At 53.9% G+C, this 24579-nt stretch carries 23 protein-coding genes; 12 read left to right on the top strand and 11 right to left on the bottom strand.

Annotated features, from left to right (window positions below; all coding sequences use genetic code 11):
- The first annotated feature begins 190 nt into the window (after window positions 1-190).
- The gene (locus VMS83_RS03615) at window positions 191-1789 is read left to right on the top strand and encodes a DEAD/DEAH box helicase (RefSeq protein WP_325409955.1); all 1599 of its coding nucleotides are present in this window, start codon (window positions 191-193) and stop codon (window positions 1787-1789) included.
- A gap of 175 nt (window positions 1790-1964) precedes the next feature.
- On the top strand, window positions 1965-2465 hold the full coding sequence (locus VMS83_RS03610) for a hypothetical protein (protein ID WP_325409953.1): 501 nt from the start codon (window positions 1965-1967) through the stop codon (window positions 2463-2465).
- A gap of 36 nt (window positions 2466-2501) precedes the next feature.
- Here the strand turns inward: VMS83_RS03610 and VMS83_RS03605 are convergent, their stop codons facing one another.
- Entirely contained in the window at window positions 2502-2969 is a 468-nt protein-coding gene (locus VMS83_RS03605) for a Holliday junction resolvase-like protein (RefSeq protein WP_325409951.1), read from the bottom strand.
- 303 nt (window positions 2970-3272) lie between these two features.
- On the opposite strand from VMS83_RS03605, the gene VMS83_RS03600 reads away from it, so the two are divergent.
- From VMS83_RS03600 to VMS83_RS03590, 3 genes are all read left to right on the top strand, one after another.
- Window positions 3273-3737 carry a hypothetical protein gene (locus tag VMS83_RS03600; RefSeq protein ID WP_325409949.1) on the top strand — a complete coding sequence of 155 codons (465 nt, stop codon included), beginning with the start codon at window positions 3273-3275 and terminating at the stop codon, window positions 3735-3737.
- A gap of 231 nt (window positions 3738-3968) precedes the next feature.
- The gene (locus VMS83_RS03595; protein ID WP_325409947.1) at window positions 3969-4253 is read left to right on the top strand and encodes a hypothetical protein; all 285 of its coding nucleotides are present in this window, start codon (window positions 3969-3971) and stop codon (window positions 4251-4253) included.
- A gap of 301 nt (window positions 4254-4554) precedes the next feature.
- The gene (locus VMS83_RS03590; protein ID WP_325409945.1) at window positions 4555-5283 is read left to right on the top strand and encodes a YkgJ family cysteine cluster protein; all 729 of its coding nucleotides are present in this window, start codon (window positions 4555-4557) and stop codon (window positions 5281-5283) included.
- Between the two features lie 77 nt (window positions 5284-5360).
- On the opposite strand, the gene VMS83_RS03585 is transcribed toward VMS83_RS03590, so the two are convergent.
- The 5 genes from VMS83_RS03585 to VMS83_RS03565 all read right to left on the bottom strand — a co-directional run bounded on the left by VMS83_RS03585 (window position 5361) and on the right by VMS83_RS03565 (window position 13335).
- On the bottom strand, window positions 5361-7487 hold the full coding sequence (locus VMS83_RS03585; RefSeq protein ID WP_325409943.1) for a SpoIIE family protein phosphatase: 2127 nt from the start codon (window positions 7485-7487) through the stop codon (window positions 5361-5363).
- A 153-nt stretch (window positions 7488-7640) separates the two neighbouring features.
- Window positions 7641-8495, bottom strand: coding sequence for a DUF6159 family protein (locus VMS83_RS03580; RefSeq protein WP_325409941.1), 855 nt, complete (start codon window positions 8493-8495; stop codon window positions 7641-7643).
- Between the two features lie 209 nt (window positions 8496-8704).
- The gene (locus VMS83_RS03575) at window positions 8705-9598 is read right to left on the bottom strand and encodes an alpha/beta hydrolase (RefSeq protein WP_325409939.1); all 894 of its coding nucleotides are present in this window, start codon (window positions 9596-9598) and stop codon (window positions 8705-8707) included.
- A complete protein-coding gene (locus VMS83_RS03570) occupies window positions 9595-12273 on the bottom strand; it encodes a PAS domain S-box protein (RefSeq protein WP_325409937.1) in 2679 nt (892 codons plus the stop codon). Before VMS83_RS03570 ends, VMS83_RS03575 begins: the two co-directional genes overlap by 4 nt.
- A gap of 240 nt (window positions 12274-12513) precedes the next feature.
- Entirely contained in the window at window positions 12514-13335 is an 822-nt protein-coding gene (locus VMS83_RS03565) for an N-formylglutamate amidohydrolase (protein WP_325409935.1), read from the bottom strand.
- A gap of 644 nt (window positions 13336-13979) precedes the next feature.
- Here VMS83_RS03565 and VMS83_RS03560 point away from each other — a divergent pair.
- From VMS83_RS03560 to VMS83_RS03540, 5 genes are all read left to right on the top strand, one after another.
- Window positions 13980-15266, top strand: a complete 1287-nt coding sequence (locus tag VMS83_RS03560; RefSeq protein WP_325409933.1) for a PKD domain-containing protein — start codon at window positions 13980-13982, stop codon at window positions 15264-15266.
- A 203-nt stretch (window positions 15267-15469) separates the two neighbouring features.
- Window positions 15470-16144 (top strand): vWA domain-containing protein, encoded by a 675-nt coding sequence (locus VMS83_RS03555; RefSeq protein ID WP_325409931.1) that lies wholly within the window; start codon window positions 15470-15472, stop codon window positions 16142-16144.
- Window positions 16141-16905, top strand: a complete 765-nt coding sequence (locus tag VMS83_RS03550) for a PP2C family serine/threonine-protein phosphatase (RefSeq protein WP_325409929.1) — start codon at window positions 16141-16143, stop codon at window positions 16903-16905. The genes VMS83_RS03555 and VMS83_RS03550 overlap by 4 nt, the downstream gene beginning before the upstream one ends.
- Before the next feature lie 13 nt (window positions 16906-16918).
- Entirely contained in the window at window positions 16919-18910 is a 1992-nt protein-coding gene (locus VMS83_RS03545) for a hypothetical protein (protein WP_325409927.1), read from the top strand.
- Between the two features lie 105 nt (window positions 18911-19015).
- Window positions 19016-19348, top strand: coding sequence for a hypothetical protein (locus VMS83_RS03540; protein ID WP_325409925.1), 333 nt, complete (start codon window positions 19016-19018; stop codon window positions 19346-19348).
- Window positions 19349-19496: 148 nt separating this feature from the next.
- Here the strand turns inward: VMS83_RS03540 and VMS83_RS03535 are convergent, their stop codons facing one another.
- Together VMS83_RS03535 and VMS83_RS03530 are read right to left on the bottom strand one after the other, a co-directional pair.
- Entirely contained in the window at window positions 19497-20276 is a 780-nt protein-coding gene (locus tag VMS83_RS03535) for an ABC transporter permease (RefSeq protein ID WP_325409923.1), read from the bottom strand.
- Window positions 20263-21219: an ATP-binding cassette domain-containing protein gene (locus tag VMS83_RS03530; RefSeq protein WP_325409921.1), complete on the bottom strand. Its 957-nt coding sequence runs from the start codon at window positions 21217-21219 to the stop codon at window positions 20263-20265. Before VMS83_RS03530 ends, VMS83_RS03535 begins: the two co-directional genes overlap by 14 nt.
- 140 nt (window positions 21220-21359) lie before the next feature.
- Between VMS83_RS03530 and VMS83_RS03525 the strand changes: the two genes are divergently transcribed.
- Entirely contained in the window at window positions 21360-22109 is a 750-nt protein-coding gene (locus VMS83_RS03525; protein WP_325409919.1) for a hypothetical protein, read from the top strand.
- Between the two features lie 110 nt (window positions 22110-22219).
- On the opposite strand, the gene VMS83_RS03520 is transcribed toward VMS83_RS03525, so the two are convergent.
- Complete coding sequence (locus VMS83_RS03520) at window positions 22220-22468, bottom strand: hypothetical protein (protein ID WP_325409917.1); 249 nt, start codon at window positions 22466-22468, stop codon at window positions 22220-22222.
- A 167-nt stretch (window positions 22469-22635) separates the two neighbouring features.
- Here VMS83_RS03520 and VMS83_RS03515 point away from each other — a divergent pair, with 167 nt between their 5' ends.
- Complete coding sequence (locus VMS83_RS03515) at window positions 22636-23169, top strand: hypothetical protein (RefSeq protein ID WP_325409915.1); 534 nt, start codon at window positions 22636-22638, stop codon at window positions 23167-23169.
- Window positions 23170-23202: 33 nt separating this feature from the next.
- Here VMS83_RS03515 and VMS83_RS03510 read toward each other — a convergent pair whose 3' ends face one another.
- A complete protein-coding gene (locus VMS83_RS03510; RefSeq protein WP_325409913.1) occupies window positions 23203-24012 on the bottom strand; it encodes an acetyltransferase in 810 nt (269 codons plus the stop codon).
- A gap of 56 nt (window positions 24013-24068) precedes the next feature.
- Window positions 24069-24557, bottom strand: a complete 489-nt coding sequence (locus VMS83_RS03505; protein WP_325409912.1) for a cytidine deaminase — start codon at window positions 24555-24557, stop codon at window positions 24069-24071.
- Between the last annotated feature and the right edge of the window lie 22 nt (window positions 24558-24579).

The raw sequence follows: 24579 nt of genomic DNA, 5'->3' as shown, positions 1-24579 counted from the left end.
GGATTTTATTCCTGTATTATCACCCTATGGCATCGCCACGCAATAATCATATCAGTAGACCGGAAGATACAAAAAAACGGGAGCATCCGCAAGGAAACAACACTGGCACGGAGAGTGCAGGGAGATACCCGGCAAATGCTATTTTCTGGGGTACCATCTTAAGAACCCACGCGCCAAATAGTCGTGCGATATGAATTCAAGGTTGCAGTTTTCCGATCTCTCGCTCTCAAAAGAGATCGCGAAAGCCATAGAAGATATGGGCTTTGAAGAGCCCACCCCTATTCAGGCACTCGCTATTCCCCTCATCCAGGCCGGCCGCGATGTGACCGCGCAGGCACAGACCGGTACCGGAAAGACGTCAGCATTTGGCATCCCCGTTATAGAAAATATCGACGCATCACAGCGTGTCGTACAGGCTATTGTCCTGTGCCCCACCCGGGAACTCGCCATACAGATCGCCGAGGAGTTCTCCCACCTTCTCGCCCACCTCCCAAAAATCTCCGTCCTACCGGTATACGGCGGCCAGCCCATTGAACGCCAGCTCAAGGCTCTTGCAAACGGGGTTCACATCGTGATTGGCACACCCGGGCGTGTAATGGACCACCTCAAGCGCCGCACCCTCTCTCTCGACAATGTCTCGATGGTAGTTCTCGACGAGGCTGACCAGATGCTTGACATGGGTTTCAGGGACGATATCGAGCTCATTTTAAAGCGTATACCCCAGAAGCGCCAGACGCTCCTCTTCTCCGCAACGCTCCCCAAGCCGATCATCGAGATCTCAAAACGGTTCCAGAACCGTCCCGAATTTGTCCGGGTCGAGTATCAGGAGGTCACGGTTCCTGCGATCGAACAGTCCTATATCGAGGTCAGGGATCGGGACAAGCTCGAATCACTCTGCCGGGTGATCGATGTCTTCGACCCACAGCTGGCGATCATCTTTTCCAACACCAAACGAGGGGCAGAAGACCTTGCCGGCCGTGTCCGGGCACGGGGCTATCGTGCCGAGGAGCTCCATGGCGATATGAAACAGTCCCAGCGTGACCGGGTTATGGGCGGATTCCGTAAAGGTACCCTTGATATCCTGATCGCAACGGACGTTGCCGCGCGCGGTATCGATGTCGAGGACGTGGATCTCGTGATTAATTATGATGTCCCGCAGGACGTCGATTACTACGTCCACCGTATCGGCAGGACCGGGCGGGCGGGAAAGAGTGGGCGGGCGATCACCTTTGTTACACCCCGGGACTTTACCAAGCTCCGCGAGATCCAGAAATACATAAAAGTCCAGATTCCCAGGAAACCCCTCCCGACCGCAGATGACGTTATGGAGTCAAAGACGCATGCCATCATAGATGTGGTTCGTACTACGGTGCAAAATGGCGGTATTGAGCCGTATGCACGGATCGTGCAACAGGAAAGCGAAGGGGATCTCACAACGCTTGAGATCGCTGCAGCGCTCTTAAAAATGCGCATGGAGCAGGGTGCTGACACCCACAAGGAGCGCACAGCCCCGGTGGATTTCGGTGACACCGGTGCAGAAGCCGGCATGGTAAGGTTCTTCATTGGCCTTGGCCGCGACCATAGCGTTGCTCCCAAGGATATTGTGGGCGCCATTGCCGGAGAGACAGGTATTCCGGGTAAATCCATTGGAGCGATAAGGATTCTTGACACCTACTCATTTGTCGAGGTCCCCCGTGACTGCGCTGAAGAGGTCTACACAATTATGAAAGAGCGCACGATCCGGGGCCAGCCCACCGGAATTGAACCTGCCCAGGGCAGGCGGGACTAAAAAACGATTTTTCAGATCTGCCAAACTATTCTTTTTTCCTGATGCAGACTCCGTATAATGAGATACTTATGTTGTCCATTACCGGAGCTTGGGTTACATAGAAAGAGAGATAATTTCCCGAGTATGGACTCCTTCACACGTAATACTCAATATCTTGCAGGTTGAATTCTGCTGTATGAACATGAAAATGATTATGGGCGGTATCGCCTTCCTTATCCTTCTCCTCTTTGTTGCCGGTTGTACCCAGCCTACGGCTCCCCAGGCAACCCCGGTTCCGACCACCGTGCCTCCTACAACTGTACCGGTTACAACAACCGCAGTACCCACTACCTTTGTTCCTGCCACTCCCGGACCCACTCAGACCTTATCGGCTAACTGGGCGGTCACGGTCCAGGTGCAAAGCAACGGACAATCTATCAACCCACAGGTGGTTTTTACCTTTAATGGCGGAATGGGTATGAACCTGATCCCTGAAATCGATGTCCAGGTCACGCGTTCCGATGGAACAGTAGAGACCGGAAAATTCACCCAGGGTGATAACATGCAGATGGGCCAGACCGTCAGTCTCCCGGGAACAACCGGGAACAACGACAGGGCAGAAGTCTGGGTGATCACGCCTCAGGGCGACCGGGTCAAGATCATCGACAAGTATGTCCCGTTCCGATCCTACAACTAACTTTTTTTTATCCTAGAATTGCGGACTTGCAGACATTCAGACTTCTGAAGAAGTATCCTCGATATGGAGGGTCTGCCACGCAACGGAGCGTTCCTCCACGGCTTTTTTGATCACCCGTTGGGTCCGGGTCAGGCTTGCTGATCCATGCTTCACATCCATGAAAACAATCCTGATCGCAGATCCATTTTCATCCGCTACGGCAGAGAGACCATCGAAGATAATATAATCAACGGGGGATCCGATGAACCGCGCATCTGCCGGAAGATATCCAAACGACGGTAACAGAGGAGCCATCTGTTCTGCGATCTTTCCTTTCAGGGTTGAACGGGAGCGGTTGACCGAGTCCTTCCGGATCTCCGCTACAGATTCTGCTTTCCAGCGCTCAAGCTCTGCCCGGTAGCGCTGTTCGATTGCGGAAATCTGTGCCCGTACAACGAGCCAGCCAAGGAAAAAACCGGCTGCCAGGCCCAGGATGAGATAGATGAGAGGATCCTCAGACGCCATACAAGATAGTGCCATGCCACCTTTTTATGCAGACTGGCAGGCAGGGTGAAAATGATCGCCGCCTGTTTTTTGCCGAACGGTTATTGTCCAAAAAAGCATTGTTCTCTCATAATGGCTCATGGAAGGCAGGAAAGGATCCTATGGAGCCCTACCCGATATAATGCCTGAGAGAGCCCATCTGCTCCCAACGGGATGAGCCACCCATTACCATGAAACGGGTTCTGCATATGACCAGTGTAAAAAGAGAACAGAGCGAACCACAATTCTTTTTTCCCGCATGGTAGACTTAGTGCGTGTATAGTTATGCAGAAAAACCCCACCAGGAAATACCAGGTAGTCGAGGAGGCAGAGATCGATCTCGTCCTCAGGTGCAGGGACAGCCGTGAATTTTACGAGCAGTATCTCAGGGTATTCCCGGATACAAAAAAGGGCCTCGACAGTATCAGCAAGATCTGGAAGCGCCGGAGTGAATTCGCAAAGAAGCGACAGCTGACCCTTCCGCAGGCAGAGGGCGGCACCGCGCAATCCCAGGAGATCCAGGCGCTGATTCTCGATCAGACAAAGATCATGATGGAACTCGCATCTCTTGCCAAGGAGAACCTTGAGGTAAACCGGCAAATCCTCCAGACACTTGCTCACCAGAACCGGATTCTCACCGGCCAGCACGAGGAAAAGGCAAAAGAGCCGGCACACCCGGCACATCCCCCGAAACCAGCAGTCCAGAAAAAAGCGCCAGAGAAGCAGACACCTATAATGGTTGGTTCGTAAGGCAATACATTTTTTTTAATACTGTTTACTTGATTCCGCGCATACCATTTTTTGCTTCCGTCCCACATAAAAAATCCTTATATTTTTCGTTTTTACGGAGATTTTTCTGCGGAATTTCCCCGGATTTCCCCCAGCATCTTTTGATTTCTGTTAAATTTTATCGACAGAAAGGTACCGATCCCTGAAGAGAACCCCATTCATATATATAGATCCAGACAAAACTTTTTGTATATGCCACGAGGACGGCCAAAAGGTTCCAGAAACCTGAGTGCGTATGAACGCGGAAAAGTGAAAAGAATACGCGAGATTATGTCGGAGAAGGGAATTGCCGATTTTGACCGGCTCCGGGATCAGCAGATCCTCACTAATATCTATGTCAACACTGAGGGAGAGATCTTCATAAAATACGGACTGGACACAAATTTTACGGACCAGACTGTTTCACGGAACCGGAATAGCGAGAAGATTCTGGCAAAACTGGAAAAAAACCTCGCCCTGTTACGTACTGTCCTCTGAAAAGGATAATCAAAATTTTTTATAAGAAAAATTCATTGTACATGACCTGTTAATTTATCCGGCATCTGAGTCGTTTCACCCTGTTTTATCTCGCGGTTGATTTATCGGCTGAATATACCGTTTCACGAGCTGTTTTCCAGGGATATCCCAGAAAAGGGGGTGAAAATGTGGCGACGGAATACCAATAGATGCATTTCCTTCCCGCGGGAAAGAGATAACACCGGCTCTGAATATTTTTGTCGGTACCGGGATGGTGCACAAGAACCATATCCCACGCCATCTAATTTCTTCATCACTCCTGGTGGTCTCCGTTTCTCTTATCCCGATTCCCTACCGTATCGCAGCGCTCACTGCAGAAAAGCATGCCCTCTTTGAGTATCCGGCAGACCGTCTTGCCGATATAATCCATGAGATAGGATTCCGGTGCACATCCTGTGCAAAGTGCTGTACCCGTGCATTCAATGGCCATGTCTTCCTGCTTGACCATGATGTGGAGATCGTCAAATCGATCGATCCTGACGCACTAGAACCTGCGCCGGGGCCCGAATTCTGCGATCAGGAAGGCACTTTTTATGTCTCCGGGTATGCGCTGAAGGTAAAAGAGGATGGGGAAGGATCCTGCTGGTTCCTTGAAAACGGCCGGTGCAGGATATATAACCAGAGATTTGCCATCTGCAGGATCTACCCGTATATGCTGCACCGGGAACCTGATGAACGTGGATCTGTGGACTGGCGCCAGATCTCCGGTCTGGACAAGCACGGGGAATATAATACAGCGATATCAGAAGACGAGTGTATAACCCTGGCGCGTCAGACCATGGAATACGAGCACGCATTTCTCGATCACCAGATCGCATTCCTCGAATGTGTCCAGGAGTGGTTCACCCGGCACCGGCTCCGGCATGTCCAGAAGATCTATGATGAGCGAATGCGGCTGTATAAGAGAGGCATTCCCATTACCGTGATGGTATACACGGGCGGGCGTTTCGAAAAGTGCCAGATTGAGGAGGCGCCATCCCCTCATAAATAGAATAAATTCCCGCCGGAATTACTATCCCACAACGCAAACCTAAAAAAAGTTCTCAGCGTCAGGATGGCGACCCTTTTCTAAAGCGCACGGATCACCATAAGAGTGATATCATCGTGCTGCGGGTGGTCTCCTGCAAACCCGGTAATGGCAGCAAGAATCTTTTCAAGAATATCTGCAGCGGGAAGATTGCGATTCTCCATGATCACGGAGAGGAGGCGCTCTTCACCGAATTCCTCTTCCCGGTCGTTAATCGCCTCAGTCACTCCATCCGTGAAGAGTACGAGCACGTCACCCGGCCGCAGATCGACCTGTGCCGACTGGAGAACAACCTCATCTGTCATCCCCAGCGCTATACCCTGCGCCTTGAGAAGGACCACATCTGACGAGGTGCCTTTCAGAAGCAGGGGAGGATTGTGACCGGCATTCACGTACTCGAGTGTCATCGCCCGGGAATCAAGGATTGCATAGAAGAGCGTGACAAACATACTCGTCTTTGAATCCTCACAGATCAGCTGGTTCGCATGGCCGATGGCCACGGCCGGATCGGCGTTTGCAAGTGTGCTGGCCCGGATGAGCGTGCGTGAAAGTGCCATGAAGAGTGCCGCCGGTACACCTTTGCCGGAGACATCAGCGATCACCAGTCCCCACTGCTCCTTTCCGAGAGGAATGAAATCATAGAAGTCGCCACCAACCTCCAGGGCCGGAATATTCTTTGCTGCAATCTCAATGCCGGCAATTTTCGGTGCAGTTTCCGGGAGAAAACTCTGCTGGATCCCTTTTGCGATCTCAAGTTCCTTTGCAAAGCGTTCCTTTTCGGCGGTCGTACGCTGGAGTTCATCCAAGTGTTCCTTGAGATCCCCGGCCATCGCATTGAAGGAATGTGCAAGATCCTCGAACTCATCCCCTGTCCTGATTTCCACCCGATAGTCGAGGTTCCCGGCGCCAATTGCCTCAGATCCGCGTTTGAGGGCCTGAACCGGACGGGTGATTACCTGGGAAAAGAGGATGGAGAGCGCGGTAACCATCAAAAACAGCAGAATAAAGAGCACAATAAAGAGGCCCTTTGCCGTGTTCATTGTCTGGTTCAGATGGGCACCGCTCTCACCGGTTGCATTGACGATCTGTGCCCGCGTTTGCTCGGCCGGCGCAATCACATCACTGACCGGCACAACAAGAGCAACACTCCAGTTAACGCTCTTCACGGGAGCGTATGCGACAAATTTTTCACCATCACCAAATGGCACCCGGGCTATCCCGCTCTCACCGGCAATCATATGCTGTGCCACCGCAGCAAGGGCAGTATTGTTGCTTAACAGGAGGTTTTCCGTCCCGAATGATTCATCCCATCCCTTATCTCCGGCAGCCAGACCGGGACGCGCGATAACGTTGCCATAATTGTCAATGAGCATGGCGTACCCTGTATCCCCGATCTGGGTGGCAATGATCTGCGTGTTGACGGTCGAGAGGGTGACATCGGCGGCAACAACCCATGTTGAGTTCCCCCCATTGCTTGGGACCAGCCGGGAACAGGTGATCATCAGGCCTTTACCGGATGCATCGACATAAGGCTCAGACCATGAAAGCGTCCGGGTCTGCAGGGCACGGGAGTACCAGTCGCGGCTCCGGGGATCATAGGTGGCGGCAATACCGGATACCCATGGATGGACGTACAGGATGCCGCTCCCCGTTCCGACATACATCTGCGTGATACGGGGATCTGATGCAAGCATCGGGGTCATTACATCATCCAGAGAGGCAAGAGAATACAGTTCGTTCTGGACACCGGCCCGGGTAACTCCGGGTGCAAGGAGATATACCGAGGATATGCTGGGATCCTGCGGTATGTCAGACTGGGAATAAAGGGGACGAGGTTCGGCGGGGCGGGGCTGGATGGTTGCTGCATACCCGGCAAGCGTATCCATCTCCCCCCCAACCTGGGAGAAGACCACGTTGCTGATATCGGCCTGATCGGTGGCAAGACGCAGAAGTGAGGCCTCTGCATTCGCTTCAAGAGCGGTTGTACTCTCGGAGACTGCCTGGCTGCCGAGCTGTCCGCTGCTTGCAAGAGCATAGGATCCCATGTCGCTCATCGTGGAAAAAGCAGAGTACCCGACAATCCCGAGCGCGACCATGGAAAGGGACAGAAAAACGAGCAGGATTTTTGTTCTGACAGTCATCTTCTGCCACGGTCTGGGTATGCTCATTATGACCGTGTTTGTCACAGGAACGGGAAAAGGGTTGTTATTTTACCCGGATTTCCCGTCCACCAGTAAAAACAGGTTAAATGGCCTACCCGCCAATTTCGCCGGGACGGCAGGAAATAAAGATACCGTCCTGAAAAATCAGAAAATGGGTGTTCAGATATTTCCCGGGCCAAACTGTTGTCGTCCCGAGGGAGTAAATGCATTTTCCACAACCCCCGGCGGGAGGATGCCCGGGGCTGAGCCGGTCTTTGCATAGGTATACAGGGCAACGGTGAATATTGCCTGCATCGCAGACGAGATGATGGCAAGGACTGCAATCAGCACGACGAAGAGCACGAGCGCAATCCAAAAGAGCATCGTGTTTCCGATAAAGAGCGACCCCAGGACAAGAAGCAGGCCGATAAAACCGATAGCCGCAAAGACAAGCGAGATCGAGATCGTCCCGACAACGCTCTCTCCCCAGGTCTTCCTGAAGAGAGCAAGGGACTCCTTCATCGCATCAACCACGCCCTTGTCTTCAAACGCAAGCACAGGTACGACGAACAGGGTCACCAGGCTCCAGACGCCCCCGACGACTGCAGCGGCAATTTCTCCGAGGAATCCGGCGCGATCTTCAATCATATGCAGGATCAGGCCAACTGTTGCCGCGATGACTGCCCAGGCAAGGATGGAACCAAGGTGGCCTGCTGCCGCAGTGAGTCCCTCCCTGACAGACATATCCTTTCCGTTCATCTTTGCGTGAACACAGGTGATTAAGCCGACGTTAAAGAAGATCACGACGAAGTAGCTGACCAGGTAGAAGATGAAAAGTAAGATGATACCTCCCACGGTATTGGTGGAGAAAGAGAACCACCCGTTGGAGAAGAATATGAGCGGGATAAACGTTGCAATCACAAGGAGCGTAACGAGACCCGAGATGATGGGAAAGGCAAGGAGTTTCTTGTCCTCCATCAGGATCCGCCAGCTCGCCTTGACCAGTTCGAAACTACGAGTAATCCTTTCTATCATGATCCTGTGTTTGCCGTCTTACGGGATGAATGTATTTTTCCTTCTATGATCACAACTTCAGTTCTCTGACGACAAAAAAGGGAATAACATCTTCACGGTCATCCGGCGGTACCGGATCGCGCACAGCCGGGAGAGAACTACAAACCCCGATAAAACGAGTCAGAGAAGAGAGGGGGTTCCGGGATCAGATTTGCCCGGCAGCAGATGCCTTATCGCTCAAACGTTTCCCGCGCAAAAATCCCGACACGGGCCAGAGCATCGCGGGCCTCGGGCACCTGCTTACCGAAGATCTGCCAGAAATGGAACATCCCTTCCCAGATCTCGAACCTGACCTGAACCCCGGCCCACTTTGCTTTCCCTGCAAAGGCAGAAATGTCATCGTACATGAGTTCACCGGATCCTGCCTGGATATACAGCCGCGGGAGCCCGGACAGGTTGGCATGAACCGGAGAGGCACGGGGGTCTTCTGGATCGCTGTAGGCAAGATACTGAGTGCGTATCGCAGCAAGCCGGGCCAGCGTAAGCCAGTCGCTCTCCCTGCCTTTTTTCGCTATATCCCTCCCGGATGAGAGATCAACTACCGGGGACAAGCAGACAGCGGCCGGGGGCATCAGGAGATGCTGTTCCCGCAGCGAGAGCAGAAGGTCGATTACGAGGGTACCCCCAGCCGATATCCCCACCGGGATAATCCGGTGTGGGGGATAACCGTGTTTGGCAAGAAACCGGTAGGCTTCGAGTGCATCCTCTGCCGCTGCCGGGAACGGATGCTCCGGGGCCAGCCGGTAATCGACAGAAAAGACCCGGGACCGGGTAGCACGGGCAAGCTCAGCACAGAATCCCAGATGGTCAGCGGTTGATCCTACCGAGAAAAAGCCGCCATGGAAGAAGAGAAGAGTCCGGTCCGGCACCCCCCCGGCCACTGAGCACCAAACGCCCCGCAGGTCCTCACGGATCGCCACCGCTTCTGTTTCAGGACGTTCATCGGACTGGAATTCGGTCAAAAATTCCGAAAATTCCTGCCGTGCCAGTCCCACCGGCCTGTTGGGATCAGGAACATACGATTTGAGGATGTCCAGGAACTCCTGCGGCGTTTCACGGATCATGATGTGTGGTTATGGTGCGTGAGGGAGATAAAGTCTGGGGCGTTATACGACCCGGGGCAAGGATCCGGCTCAGGCGTGACATCCCTGTACATTCCTTTTGGTACGTGCATCTCGAAGCGTGCACCTTTTCCCGCCCGGCCGGTTTCGCAGATGGTGATTCCCGTGATTGACAGGATTTCCCGGGCAAGACACAGGTTATGGCAGAGCCCGGAAGATTCCCCGAGTCCTTTTACGAAGATCCGCTCTTTGTCACCCTGCGCGATCCCGATACCGTTGTCCTCGATGATCACGACAAGGCCCTCGGAATTCTCGTTTATACTGCAGCGAATCTCCGTAAGGGTCGCACCATGGCGGAATGCGTTATCCACCAGGGAATGAAAGACCCGATCAATGAGGGGGTCAGCAAATATCTCCCACTCCTCAGGCGGGGAAAAGACAGAGCCGCCAGGAACATTCCGTTGCCGGCAGACCTTCCGGAACAGGTGATCAACGCATATCCACGCAGGAGCTGATGAGCCAAGGTTCTGGTAGACCTGCGTGAATTCCACCTGAGCGGATATAGCGGCAACTGTTTCGCTGATCTTCGTTGCATACAGGGAAAGATATGGCTCTCCCGGGCAGTTCCGGAAAAGGTCGAGATATCCTGTCAGTACGGTCAGTTTGTTCCTGATATCGTGGCGGGTGAGATCCGTGAGCAGGCTGAGTTTGCGGTTGGCAACCGTCAGGGCCTGTTCAATGTTTCGCTGTTCCGTAAGATCCCGTGCAACAGCATAGATCTGTTTCCTGCCCGACATGAATGCCCGCCATTCAAGCCAGCGACAGGTACCGTCAGGATACCTGACCCGGTTGATAAAAGTGGCTGCCTTTCCGCCTTGTCGCAAATGCCGAAGGACGCTCCGGGTAGCTGCGTGATCGTCAGGATGAATAATGGTATAGAGAAAACCTGATTCTTCGCTCCGGGAATCGCAACCGAGCAAGGCCTTGCCGGCCGGATTAAGCCGGAGGATCCTGCTTTCGGTATCAAGAATGCAGAGGAGATCGGGGCCATGGGTAAAAAACCGGTCGAGTTCCCCGGCCTTCTTCCGGAGTGCTTCCTGAATCGCCTGCAGGTCGGTTATATCATGATAAATTCCAATCCTTAGCCGCCGGTTGTCCATATTCAGGACCTTCGTACTCACGATGACGGGTATAGGGTTCCCGTCACGGTCCACGATCACGTCCTCCGCTATCTCCGAATCTTCTTCGTTTGTACGCCGGTTCTGGAGATTCTCCTGACCACCTTTCTCCGGAGAATAGAGCGTGGATTCCTGCAGAGTGAGAATTTCGGGAAGCGTCCGTTTCAGCATTCCAAGAGCTTTCTGGTTTGCATCTATGATCGTCCCGGTCTGCGTATCAGCAACAACGATTGCATCTCCGGCCCGTTCCAGCAAAGAGCCGTACCAGGGCTTGCAGGAACGGTGACCGTCATCATAACAATCATTGCCGGCAACCTCCCGTCCGACACCATAGAATCCGGAAAACAATCCATCCCGGGAATGGACAGGTATGCCGGTAAGTTCCAGCGTCACATTCCTGCCATCCCGATGGAGCACAGAAAGACGGAAGGATCGAAACTCCTCTTTTTTTGCCATAATCCCGGCGAGTTCTGATGCAGCTGCCCGGCATCGATCTGATGGATAGATAATATCGGCAAAGGACTTTCCGTTCAGCTCCTGATGGCTGTAGCCGAGGATATTCTGGACCGGTGGATTTGAACTGGAGATCCGCCCGTCAGGTGTACACTCCCAGATCCAGTCTTCGGTTTCTGCAGAGAGCATCTGGTACCGCTGCCCGATCTCCCTCATTGCGTGATCGCTCTCTTTTAGTTCCTCAAACTGCTTATGCAGACCATCTTCTGTCAGCATCAGCTGCCGGACTGCATTTTTGAGCTCCCCTTCCGAGCGCCGCCTTTCGCTGATATCCCGGATAAAGGCAAATATCTGTGATTCCGACCCCTTTTCATTGTAGTTGAGCACCAGTTCAACCGGGAGGACGGCCCCGTCTTTTTTTATCAGGATCTCTTCGATAATGGCACATTTCTGGGTAAGAAGCCGGCTCCACCCGGAAGACAGGGAAAAAAAGGACAGCCCCGGTCGGATATCAGTAACGGAAAGGCCGGAAAATTCCTCCCGGGTATACCCGAGCAGGGTGCAGATGGCGTCATTGTAATACGTGATCTCGCCATTTATCCGCATCCAGAGGATACCTTCAGAAGTATGATCCACGGAATACTTCATCAGCCGAAGTTCGGTTTCTGCCTTTCTCCGCCGTACGATCTGGCGGACCAGATGAGAGAGCTCCGTGAACTGGGCCCGGGGATCACCTCCTTTCTGGACGTATGAATCAGCGCCGCTGTTAATCGCTTCGATCACTACCTCCTCCCGGCCCCGGCCGGTAAACAGGATAAACGGCATATCAGGGTGTTCGCTGCGGATTGTCCGAAGAAAAGCAATCCCGTCAATGTCAGGCATCTGGTAGTCGGATATGATGGCGTCAAACTTGGTATCGGCAATACGGGTGAGTCCTTCCTCAGCCGACGCAACCGTAACAACAGTAATATCACCCTCCCGCTCAAGGAAGACCCGGCACACATCCAGCAGTGCCGGCTCGTCATCGACATAGAGCAGGGAGATCATTAACGATTGTTCTCACCTGATCCCATTTAAGTATATACCCTCATCTACCCGGATTCTTGGGTTTTTCCCCTTTTTAAGGAATATACTCGGAATTTATAATAAAATTGCATATAATCCGGATATATGTACGCGGGATTGTGGTGCCCATAGAAGGGAGGACGACCATCGCTTATGCAAAACCAACCCATACCCGAAAAAATTCGCAGACTGGAAAAAGCTTCCCCGTTATTGACTCCCGGATCACGAGAAATATACCTCTTGTCCCTCTTTGGGAAGGTCATCCCAGAACCGGGTCAGGATCTGCCAGATTTTTGTGCGTAATCCGGGGATACGCTCTTCCCTGACAACAGACCGTTGAATATGGCAGGAATTGTCCTCGTAGAGGATCCGGTTGATCTCAATCTGGATCCACGGGATACCTTTTCGCCAGTAATGGGCATTTGAGATAAACCCACCGGAAAAGGGTACGTTGATTGCCACATCCCCTGCCCCGCTGAATTCTTTACGAAATGCATCTGCAAGCCCGAGGATCCATTCCGGCGGACATGTAGTGAGGCTCCCGGGCTTTGCCTGGCCAGTCTCATCACCATAATTTCCCAGGCAGATCAGCGGCCGTTTCTTGCCAGCATCATTCTGTTCTGGCGATCCGTACGGGAGCATCGAATGGCAATCGAACGCGAGGCTAATATCATGAGAATCGATGAGCTCATCGATCCGCTGGTGGTAGGGAAAATACCATTTCATCATCAGCTGGTGGATGAGCTTCAGGTCCGGCAGTTGCCCGTTACGATATACCGGTCTGCCATCGATCGTCCGGGTCTTGATGATTCCATCCGGGTCCTTGGGGGGAAGAGGTAAGGGGGGGCGGTTGAGATCGATAACCATCCGGGAAATTTCAGTATCGATCACGGCAGATGCTGACTGGCCGAAGGCAAAGAGATGCCGGGTCGCGGGATCACAGTACCACAGGAGGTCCTGATTCGGAAGCACAAACCGGCCCGCAACCTCCGAGGGAATCCTTATACCACCATGAGGGATCGATATAAGAAACGGGTATTTCATTGTCGGACTCTCTCCAGAAGAACATGGGCCGGGCGTTTTTGTTAATCTTTGTATAAAGGACACAGAGTGAAAAACACACGGGGGACGGGAATTCACAAAATGACGTTGGGATTTATAAAAACCTCAGGGTCTGGTGATCCGGGACTCCTTTTGACACTATTTAAAAAAAACCATCGATTCGGGCACTATAGATAAAACAGGGTAATATTTGCCCCAATCTCCAGTGGAAATAAAGGGGTATAAAAGGATGATCAATTTGCCGGATTGGCATAATATTCGAAATAAAAATATAATTGGTAAAAATCAGCCCATATTGAGGAGAATAACCAGCGGCTGACATTACGATCGGCCTGTAGCTTTTTTTACATAAAGGATCGTGCGATACAATCCTGCCCTACCTCAACAACAGAGTGTATATAGTACAAAATGTTATTTATAAATTACAAAAAGGTGCGATAACTAAACCTGATTTCTCGTAAAGATTTATCCAGAGAACTTTCCGATTTGCAACAGTCTCCGGTTTATGTTAGCGCATACAGGAACACAAACATGACCCGCGTAATCGAAGACCACAGGATGGATACCGGATCCGGCAGGGATGCCCGGTGAACACCCGTTTCATTTTCCTCATCGGGTGTATACTCATGGTATGCATCGTTAGTACTGTCATCCCGTGTGCAGCCGATAACACCACCATAACGGCAACAACTGCGGTACCGACAACCACGGTTACCACTGCATCTCCAACAACAACAGCCACTACAGCAACTCCTACAACTACTGCTACAACCGCGGTACCGACAACCACGGTTACTACTGCTTCTCCAACAACAACAGCCACCACAGCAACCCCTACAACTACTGCGACAACCACGGTTACTACTGCTTCTCCAACAACAACAGCCACTACAGCAACTCCTACAACTACTGCTACAACTGCCACACCACTTGTTGCGACATTCACGGCTTCACCCACGTCAGGTACCGCACCCCTTACCGTCCAGTTCACCGATACATCTACGGGATCTCCTACATCCTGGGACTGGAATTTCGGCGATGGTGATTCGAGCACGAACAAGAACCCCTCATATACCTACAATTCTGCAGGAACCTACACAGTATCGCTCACGATCGGAGACGGAGGTGTCCTTCCCAGTGCTACCAGTACACAAACCACTTCTATAACGGTAAATGCCGGGACTACCACCACGTCTTCGGCACTCCCGGTTGCATTGTTTTTGGCATCACCAACTTCAGGCACGGCCCCCCTGACGGTCCAGTTTACCGACGAGTCCACCGGATCGCCTACATCCTGGGACTGGGACTTTGGGGACGGGGATACAAATTCCACCGAGAATCCCTCATATACCTACACGACCGCAGGAACCTACACGGTGTCCCTGACCGCGACAAACACAGCAGGGAGCAATACCAGCGCAACAACCCAGAATATCACTGTAACTTCTTCGATCCCGAATGCCGCCTTTACGGCTTCGCCAGTTGCAGGCACCACACCCCTTACCGTCCAGTTCACCGATGAGTCCACCGGATCTCCCACGTCCTGGAACTGGACTTTTGGAGATGGGAGTACAGGAACGGCCCAGAACCCCTCCCATGTATACACGACTGTGGGATCCTATACCGTCACACTCTCTGCCACAAACAGTGACGGGACCAGCTCGAACAGCGCTACGCAGACCATAACGGTGGACTCGGCTGCGATGGCGACACCATCTCCGACGTATACCGCAGAACCCACGTATGCGGTTGCCGCTGCACAAGGCACTACTTCATCCGTTGATTCCTGGCTTGCAAAACAAAACGCCATTGCCACGGCAACTCCGACTCACAAGTCACCCGGGTATGACCTGATATCCGCCTTTATCGGTTGCGGGGTTATCGCCGGCATTTCCCTGTGCCGAAAGAAATAACCCCCCGGTCTTTTTTGACCTCGCCATACTTTTTCGTGGCAGAATGTCTACAAAGACGGATTACCTGCCGGATGGTTTCGATCCCGGGACATGGTCTGCCGCGGCAACCCGTATTTTCTGACGTGAAAAATCCAGGAATTATGCAACCTCAACAAAGATATACGCTTGACCGTTGATATGGTAAGTACGTACGGAGAGCCCTGATGAGTGACGACACCATGTACGACCAGCAACCGCTGGGACCTGTTACTTTTGCAGAGAATCCCGAACCACGGTGTCCCTGCCTTCTGTTGCTGGACACTTCCGGTTCCATGGCAGGAAAGCCCATCGCCGAACTCAATGCCGGCCTGCGAGCCTTCTATGAGGAACTCCAGGGCGACTCCCTTGCAGTCAAACGCGTTGAGGTCGCATTGGTCTCGTTTGGGCCGGTCCGGGTCATTTCCGAGTTTAACACCGCCGATTTTTTCCTTGATCCTACGCTCGAAGCCGAAGGCGATACACCACTTGGGGAGGCGATCATGAGAGGGATCGAGATGGTGAGGAAGCGGAAAGAGGAGTACCGGGCAAACGGGATCTTCTTCTACCGGCCCTGGATATTCCTGATCACGGATGGTTCCCCGACAGACGAATGGCAGCGTGCTGCAGCGGCAGTCCGGGAGGGTGAAAGCTCCAAGTCCTTTGCCTTCTTTGCGGTCGGTGTCCAGAACGCGGATATGTCAGTACTCCGCCAGATTACGGTCCGGCAGCCGCTCAAGCTCCAGGGCCTCAAGTTCCGGGAATTCTTCCAGTGGCTCTCCAATTCCATGAAATCAGCCTCCCGGAGCAATCCCAGCGACCGGATCCTGCTCTCTCCACCGTCAGGGTGGAGCGAGATATGATCTGGAAACACCTCTCCTTATCGGTTACGGGAAAATCCCATAGCGACCGGAACGAGCCGGGCCAGGACTATTGTCGTACCGGGGCCGTCAGGTTCGCGGACCGGGATTTTTTTATCGGGCTTGCTGCCGATGGGGCTGGCAGTACCATCCGGGGAGGTATTGGAGCGGAGATCGCCTGCGAAACTTTGTACCTTCAGGTGCTTTCTCTGATCCGTACAGGGAGAACCCTGTCCTCGGTTACGGATGATGATGCCAGGGCATGGATCGCCGCTTCACGGGAGGCTATCCTCATCCGTGCACAGGACGATGGTCAGCGACTGAAGGATTATGCCTGCACGCTGATCGGTAGTGTCCTTTCTGAGGATCATGCGATATTTTTCCAGATCGGCGATGGTTGTATCGTTACTGGGAACGATGACGGGTACCATACTGTTTTCTGGCCGGAACAGGGGGAGTACGCAAATACGACATTCTTTGTCTCTGATGATGACTTCCTGGATCACATCAGGATCGATCGCAGGGAAAGGCCGCCAGGCGAAATTGCGCTTTTCACGGATGGTCTCCAGAATCTTGTCCTCTCGTTTTCCACCCGGACCGTGCACGAGGGATTCTTCCGTCCCCTATTTACTGTACTCAGGAAAAATCCCGAGAAAGGAGGGTTGGACCTCACCGCACAGCTGCATACCCTGCTCACCCGTGATGATGTGACTGCCCGAAGTGACGATGACAAGACACTGATCCTTGCCGTAAACATCCCGTGAGCGCAAAACCACCATGAGCCCGTCGCCGTACTACCAGCTCTTCGACAGCAGAGGCATCCCGGTCAGCCCGGGGAAAAAAGTGGGGAGCGGAGGGGAGGGTGATGTCTACGAGATCGCACCCCACCGTAACGACTTACTTGCCAAGATCTACCACAAGCCCCTCAGCGCAGAGCGACAGGAGAAACTCCGGGTAATGGTGAGCGGCTGCAACGAGGAATTAAAGGAGTTTGCCGCATGGCCTCTCGATCTGCTCCATAACGGCAGGAACGGCCCGGTCTGCGGGTTTGTCATGCAGCGGATCACCGACTGCGAACCGATCCACCGGGTGTACGGCCCGTCGCACCGGAAGGAGGCATTCCCGAATGCGGACTGGAAGTTTCTGGTGCGGACGGCAAAAAACCTCGCAGCAGCGTTCTACATTATCCACAAGTACGGCTATGTGGTTGGGGATGTCAACGAGGGAAACATCCTGGTCACCAAGAAGGCCTGCGTCCGGCTGATCGATTGTGACTCGTTCCAGGTGAAGGCCCGGGACAAAACTTATTTCTGCGAGGTAGGCGTTGCCCAGTTCACGCCGCCCGAGCTCCAGAAATCAAAGGATTTTAAGCTGCTGCGTACCCCGAACCATGACAACTTCGGTCTCGCCATCCTGATCTTCCTGCTGCTCTTTATGGGCAGGCACCCGTTCTCGGGGGTATACAAGGGAAACGACGATATGCCCATCGAACGGGCGATTGCAGAGCACCGGTTTGCGTTTGGCAGGAGTGCTGCGCTCAGGGCGATGGCTCCCCCGCCAAACTCTGTCGGGCTCTCGGCGGTCCCCGGCGAGATCGCCGGCCTCTTTGAGCAGGCATTTGCCGAATCGGGGATCCAGTCATGGGGACGGCCAAGTGCAAACGACTGGTGGAACCTGCTTGACGCCCTGGAAAAAAGGATCAGGAAATGCCCGACCGAATCCATGCATACCTATTATGCCGGCCTTGCTGCCTGCCCGTGGTGCAGCCTTGAGAACAGCTCCGGCATCCTCCTGTTCCTGAGTGCAGACACCATTTCACGGATCGATATTGGTTCAGAGTGGCAGAAGGTCCTCGCGATAAAACCACCGGGAGCGGCCCCCGATATCAGCCCGCGGAAATACCAATGTTTCCCTGCACCCTTCTCACCTGAGGTTGCGCGGGCGGTGCGGCTGGGAAGATTCCGGCAGGGTGCCCAGGCTCTGCTCCTTGCCGCAAGTGCTGTCCTCGTGCTTGCCCTGCTTGCCACAGGAGAGGGTTTCTCTCATCCCGCGGATGCGATCAGCCTGGTCCCGGTAGGGATCGCAGGACTCCTGTTTGTGCTCCCGGGAAGGGACAGGGCAGAGAAGAAACGGCGGAAAAAGGCCTTTGAGGATGCCCGGTACAGCTGGAGGCTCTGGGAGAAAAAGTGGAAGGCAGAAGCCGGGGATGCGGAATTTATTGCCCAGTTCAACGTCCTCACACAAGCCAAACGAAGATACGAGACCATCGAGCAGGAATACAAAAATGCGATCGCTGCACTGGGGCATACCTCACGAGAACGTCAGCAGAAGAAATTCCTGGAGAGCTGCCATATCGATACCTGTCCTTCGACCCGGCTTAACGAGAACCGCAGGGCTGCGCTCCGGTCTTTCGGTATCGAGACCGCAGCGGATATTGATCCATCAAGGATTATGACTATCCCGGGTTTTGATACCGCACTGACAAGCGAACTGGTGAACTGGAGAATGCAGCAGGAAAAAAGGTTTGTCTTTGACGAGGAAAAGCGTGTCCCGGCCTCCGATGTCCAGAAATTGATCCATACATTCCAACCGAAGATCCGGCCTGTGGAGCGGGAAATTTTAACCGGTATCGAACGACTGTATGGGATCCAGCAGAAGATCCTTAAAAACCGGGCCAGGTTCCAGCCGGTCATCGAGAAGAACGCACGGGACCTTGCGCAGGCCCATGCAAACCTCTCGGCAGTCATGCTCACGGGAACATGGCTCTGAACCACCATCATCAGAAAACATGATATACGTCCGACTGCAGCCTCCGGGATGGTCTTTGGGTTCCTGAGATACAGATAAAAAATCGCTGGTACAATAGGTTAAGCGATGAAATACACGCCACGGCATGTGAAAAAATTCTTTGAGGAAGGAAAGATCGACCCGGAACTGTGGAAGATCCATTTTCCTCATCTCCTCCCCTCCCATGTTCCCGAGTGCAGCGAATGCGAGGATAAAAAGAACGATCTCTGCCAGGGAGGGAAGAACCCGGTAGACTGCTTCCTTGGCATCTATGCCGAAGAGGAGGCCAAAAAAGCAGCCGATGATGCCGGCCACAAATCCCGCAAGGAGAAGGTGCGGAAATTTTTCCCTGATGCCAAAGGAAAGAGAGCAAAAACCCCGGCGGGGGCAAACATCACCTTCGACCAGTCGAAGATGTGAGTAACCCTTCGAATATATCTCCAGTGCATGCTTCCATTCTTTTAAGAGACTGTGTCTTTATCGTATCACAATTATCCGAGATCAAAAAAGGGGGAGTATGGACCGGATCTCTCCCGGACTTTTTTACCCATCTCATTATTTTCTCTTATTATTCATTGAATTTCTTGTACAGCCGGTTTGCCACGAACTGGAAGAGCAGGATAAAGACAAAGAGAGCAATGACATCCCATACCGGGGAGTACAGCGATGTCCCGGTATATGCATAGGAAATCATATCGTTGCCATAGGTCAGCGGGGAGAAGAGGGCAATTGCCTGGCCGATCTGCGGGATCTCCGAGATGGGAATAAACACCCCGGAGATAAAGATGAGGGGCAGCCGGAATGTGTTGAGCATTGACATCACCTCACCGACATTCTCGGTGGGATATGCGGCAAACAGGGTGCCGAGGGTGGCAAAACAGAACGCGGTCAGCGCCATCGCAACAATAAGGACGGGAATATGCTTGATCGGGGTGCCGAACACGACAACCCCGATCAGGAGGGGAAGACAGGCTATCCCCAGACTGTAAAGAAAACCGCTCATGCTCTCCCCGAAGACCAGCGAATGGAGCGAGATGGGAGCGGAGAGGAGCCGGTCGAAGGTTTTTACGCGGCGTTCGATGGGGATCGAGACCGGCTCGATCGAGGAGGCCGAGAAGAGTAGGGTGATCGCAATCAGGCCCGGGATCAGGGTGCCGGGCGGGGCGTTCTTCCCGATGGCAAAGGCAAGGAACATGAAGAGGGGGAAGAGGATACCCGAGACAATGATATTGGGCTTGATATAGTAGGTGATCATGTCCTTGCGCGAGATCGCCCATGCAGCGGAGAGCTCGTGATGGAGCCGCTCAAACCACACGCCGTCCGGTGTTTTCTCTTCAGTCGATGGCATGGACCACCCCTCCGGTCCGCTGCAGTCCGGTCAATTTGATGAAAACATCCTCTAGGCTGGGGCCCAAGGTAGAGATGCTGATCACCCGGAGGCCCTGCAACCGGGCATACTCCATTACTGCCTCTATTACGGTTGCAGGATCCTCGGTATAGAGCCGGAACTTGTCCCCTTCCTTGATGGCATCATTGACCATGGAGAGACGGCGGAGTTCCTCGAGCTGATGGATAACGGTACAGTCGAACGAGACCACGATCGATTGCACGCTCTGGATCGTTTTTTTCAGCCGCTCAGGCGCATCGATCGCTGCAATCGTACCCCGGTTGACAATCGCCACCCGGTCACACATCATATTGGCCTCCTCGATGTTGTGGGTTGTCAGGAACACGGTAACGCCCTCACCGATAAGGTCCGTGATCACATCGCGGATGATCAGGTTGCTCTGGACATCCAGACCGGATGTCGGTTCGTCAAGGAAGAGGAGCCGGGGGCTGTTGACCAGGCCCATAGCAATGGTCAGCCGCCGCTTCATGCCCTTGGAAAAACCCCGCGCTTTGTCGTTGCGCCGCCCGTACAGATCGAATGTGGTGAGCAGGTCTTTTGCCTTCTTCTCACGCACGTCCCGGCGCACGTGGTAGAGCTCCGCGGAAAAGATCATGTTCTGCCACGCGGTCAGGTCATCGTAGACATTGGAGGTTTCCGAGACAATCCCCATGGACTGCCGGGCCGCAATCGTCTCCTTCCCGATATCGTGACCGAAGATGGAGGCAGTCCCGGAGGTGGGGTAGGAGATCCCGGTCAGGATCCGGATCGTGGTGGTCTTCCCTGCGCCGTTTGGACCTAAAAAACCAAACGTTTCCCCCACGTCGACCGAGAAACTGATATCGTTAAGTGCGGTGAGAGTGCCGAATCTTTTGGTGAGGTGCGAGACCTCGATGGCATGCATACAATTCCAGATTGGTGCATGTAACGTTTAAAGATCATCTTCCGGCTTCCCGGCAAAACGAAAAACCGGCCGGGCACGATAGCGCTGAGTTTATCCCTCTCTACGGTGAACGCCATCTTATCAGAAAACACGAGGTCTGTATGTCTGCAAAGTCTGGCATCCGTCTGTTTATCCTGTGTACCTGTATTCTGGTGCTCCTGTGCGTTCCTGTCGCTGCAGACTATGTTATCTCGGATCTCTCCGGGCCCCCGATCGTCCGCGGTCACCAGTTCACGGTCGATATCACAGGAAACCCCAAGACTGCCTATTATCTCTGGCTGACCGGAACCTGGTCGCTCTCGGGAGGGGCTTACGATCAGCCGCCGTTCATCATCGCCAACCAATGGAACGTGCAGCAGGATCCCGATGGCGGGCCATACACGATCGGGTCTTACAAATATAACAACGGGAACGGGAGGACCATACTCAATGACGTGGCACCATCGTCATCACTCCTGCCCAACACAAGTTATTACGCTCTCGTGACAACCGATGATTCAGGACAGGCCGTCGTTGCGTTCGGGACATCGGTGAACACCGCCCTGCGCCCCTATTCCGTGCGTGTCGAGAACCCGACATCGGTCAACAATAATACGCTTATCGTGCAGCGCGGGGACACCGCGGTGACCGGAGGATCGGTATCGATCGACACCATCGCCATCCGGCCTCCGCGGCCAACCGTTATCACTCAGCAGGTCCCTTCGCAGAGCACGGCTCCCCCGGAGGCAGAAACAACACCGGTAACAATCGTCCCTCCCGCGGCCACAACTACGACTGCCGCAGCGCCACTGGAACCTGCAGTCATCATTCTCTCCCTCTGTGCGGCGCTCTGGGTACTGCGGTACCGGTAAATCCCCCCACTTACCGGGAACAGGTATCATACCCATTTTTCCGGACTCCCGGGTCAGGAGATGGAACCGGAGCTGGACAAAAAAGCAGCAAATCCCGGCCCGTATGATGGTCAGCGGGGACTTTTTCGGGGCCGGGTTGGATCTTCCTTCTTTGCGATCTTTCCGGGCCGGGGCCGGTCTTCATGGATGCCGTGATCCAGATTCAGGTCCTTATTCTCCGGGCCGGAGTGGGGATGGTGTCGGGGCGGGAGCGCTGCCTTTTTCTGGGCCTGGTGAGCGGGGTGGACAGCAGGAGTGACCGCGGGGTGGTGATCATGATCTTTCTTGTGGCGGATCTTATCCGGGCTTGCGGGTGACATAGCCAAGGGTTCATTGCAGGGGATTATAAATCCATTCCCCCGCATCGTTATGATCCGACGCCTCCATCCTGTACCAAAATCCTTCTTATTCTATCCCGACATACCGTTCATCATATCAGGTGACAGGCCCTGTCACCGCGGACCACCAACCCCCGTTACTCCCATCTATGTCGCAGGAAAAGACCCCCAGTCGGAATGGTACCGCACCCTCCCCTGATGCACATCCTGCAGACCGCATCCAGGCCTTCTTTGTCCGGCCTTTTTTTCTGACCCTGACCATTGGTCTTCCGTTCTGTACCTTCAAGGCGATCTTCGGTTTTGCCGCAATCCAGGCCGGAACCCCGTCGGATCCTCTCCTCACCTCCTTTGGATGGCTGGTGGTCGGATGGGCTGCCATCGATTTTGTCATGAACACCCTCCGGGCGTCAGGTGATCTCCTGCACATCCCCACACCGCTGGAGTACTGCACGCTTGCCGAGATCGGGCGGTTTTTGCACCGCCCGCTGGTCTTTCTTGCCATTGATACCCTGCTCTCCTTTACGATCATCTGTCTCATGCTCTGGTCAGGCTGGATCACCAGGCTCTCACCGCCCGAATCTGTCCTGTGGTACGCAGCAACCACGCTCAACCTGATCAGCATCTCGCTGGTCTCCCTTTATAATGAGGCAAAAAGCGCCGGCCTGATGGAAGAATCCCCTTAAGCAGGTCACTGCCCGAAGAGGAGTGTCCGACCACTACGGTGTTACCGGACCCTCGCACAGGTACTCCATAACCCGGTCCACCACCTCGGGAGCCCGGGGCAGCTGGAGGTGACAGTACTGGCTGGGATCCTTTTCAAGGTCCGAAGGATGTGCAGGCAGAATATCCAGTGACGCACCGGGAAGAACAGAATCCGCGTGCGGCACGATGCCGTCACCGGCAAAGGTCATCGCCCACCGGCCATCCGGCTGCAGCTCAAAGGTTTTCCCGTCAAAGCAGGGGAAAAACGAGGGTATACCGGCCGGATTCTCCGCGCAGAGAAGCCGGTACAAGATATCGGGGCGGGTACCGGCAGCACGCAGGGCTGCCATCGTTGCACTCCCCGGGCGGCAGGCCTGGACGATGACATCGGCTGCGGGATCAAAGTTCCGGGGAACAAAGGTGCCGATCAATCTGCCGGTAATTTCCGGCCCGATCACCGGGTCGCAGAAGAGTTCGGCAAGAGAGGACCCGTTGTTGGGCGGACCGATCGCGATGAGCTGGCGCACCCGTTCGTGCCGGGCCTGACCGTCAGTGACTTCGAGGAGGCAGCGGGTAATGCAGGATCCGATAGAATGGCAGACCATATCGATACTACCGGTATATTCCACCTCATTTCGCCGTGCGGCGATAAAATCCCCAAGGGCCCCCGCAATCTCTTCCATGGTGGCACCATCAAGAGAAGTATAATCGAAGATCCATGCAGGAGTGCCCGTCTCGTGGAGCCGGGGAACCAGTCTGTTCCAGATGCCGGGATGGCTCTTCCAGCCATGGACCAGTACCACGGGAATGGTGCGGGGGGACATGTGCAGGAATTGATGGGAGTTACGGGAGCATAGTTCTTGCGAGCCAAAAAAGAAGATTATGACGGAGTATCGTCCCCAAGAGATTCCCGGCTCCGCATCTGGTACAGCACCATGGGGTCCATCTCCTTGTACTCTGCAGGGGTTGTCCGCATGATGACGCGGGTGATCCCGCTGTTGACGATCATCTTGGAGCACAAAAAGCACGGCCAGATCTGGGTGAGCTCTCCGGTGGTGACATCGAAACCGGCAAGGTAGAGGGTACAACCCCGGGCCAGTTTTCCTGCCTGAAGCATCGCGTTCATTTCGGCATGCACGCTCCTGCACCTCTCGTAGTTCGAACCCGAGGGGATATTGTGCTCCTTTCTCCAGCAGTAGTTGAGCTCCGTGCAGTCCATCTGCTTACGCGGAGCCCCGGTGTAACCGGTGGAGACGATTGTATTGAATTCGTCCACGATGATCGCGCCAAAGTTACGCCGCAGGCAGGTGCCCTGGTTGGCACACCGCTGGGCGAGGTCAAGGAAATACTGGTGCCTGTTGGTTCGCATTCAAAGAAAATATGACCAGACC

The organism is Methanoregula sp. (assembly GCF_035543475.1).
Lineage (GTDB): Archaea > Halobacteriota > Methanomicrobia > Methanomicrobiales > Methanospirillaceae > Methanoregula.
The sequence above is the reverse complement of the archived record's forward strand: the minus strand, read 5'-3'. Positions and strand labels throughout refer to the sequence as shown.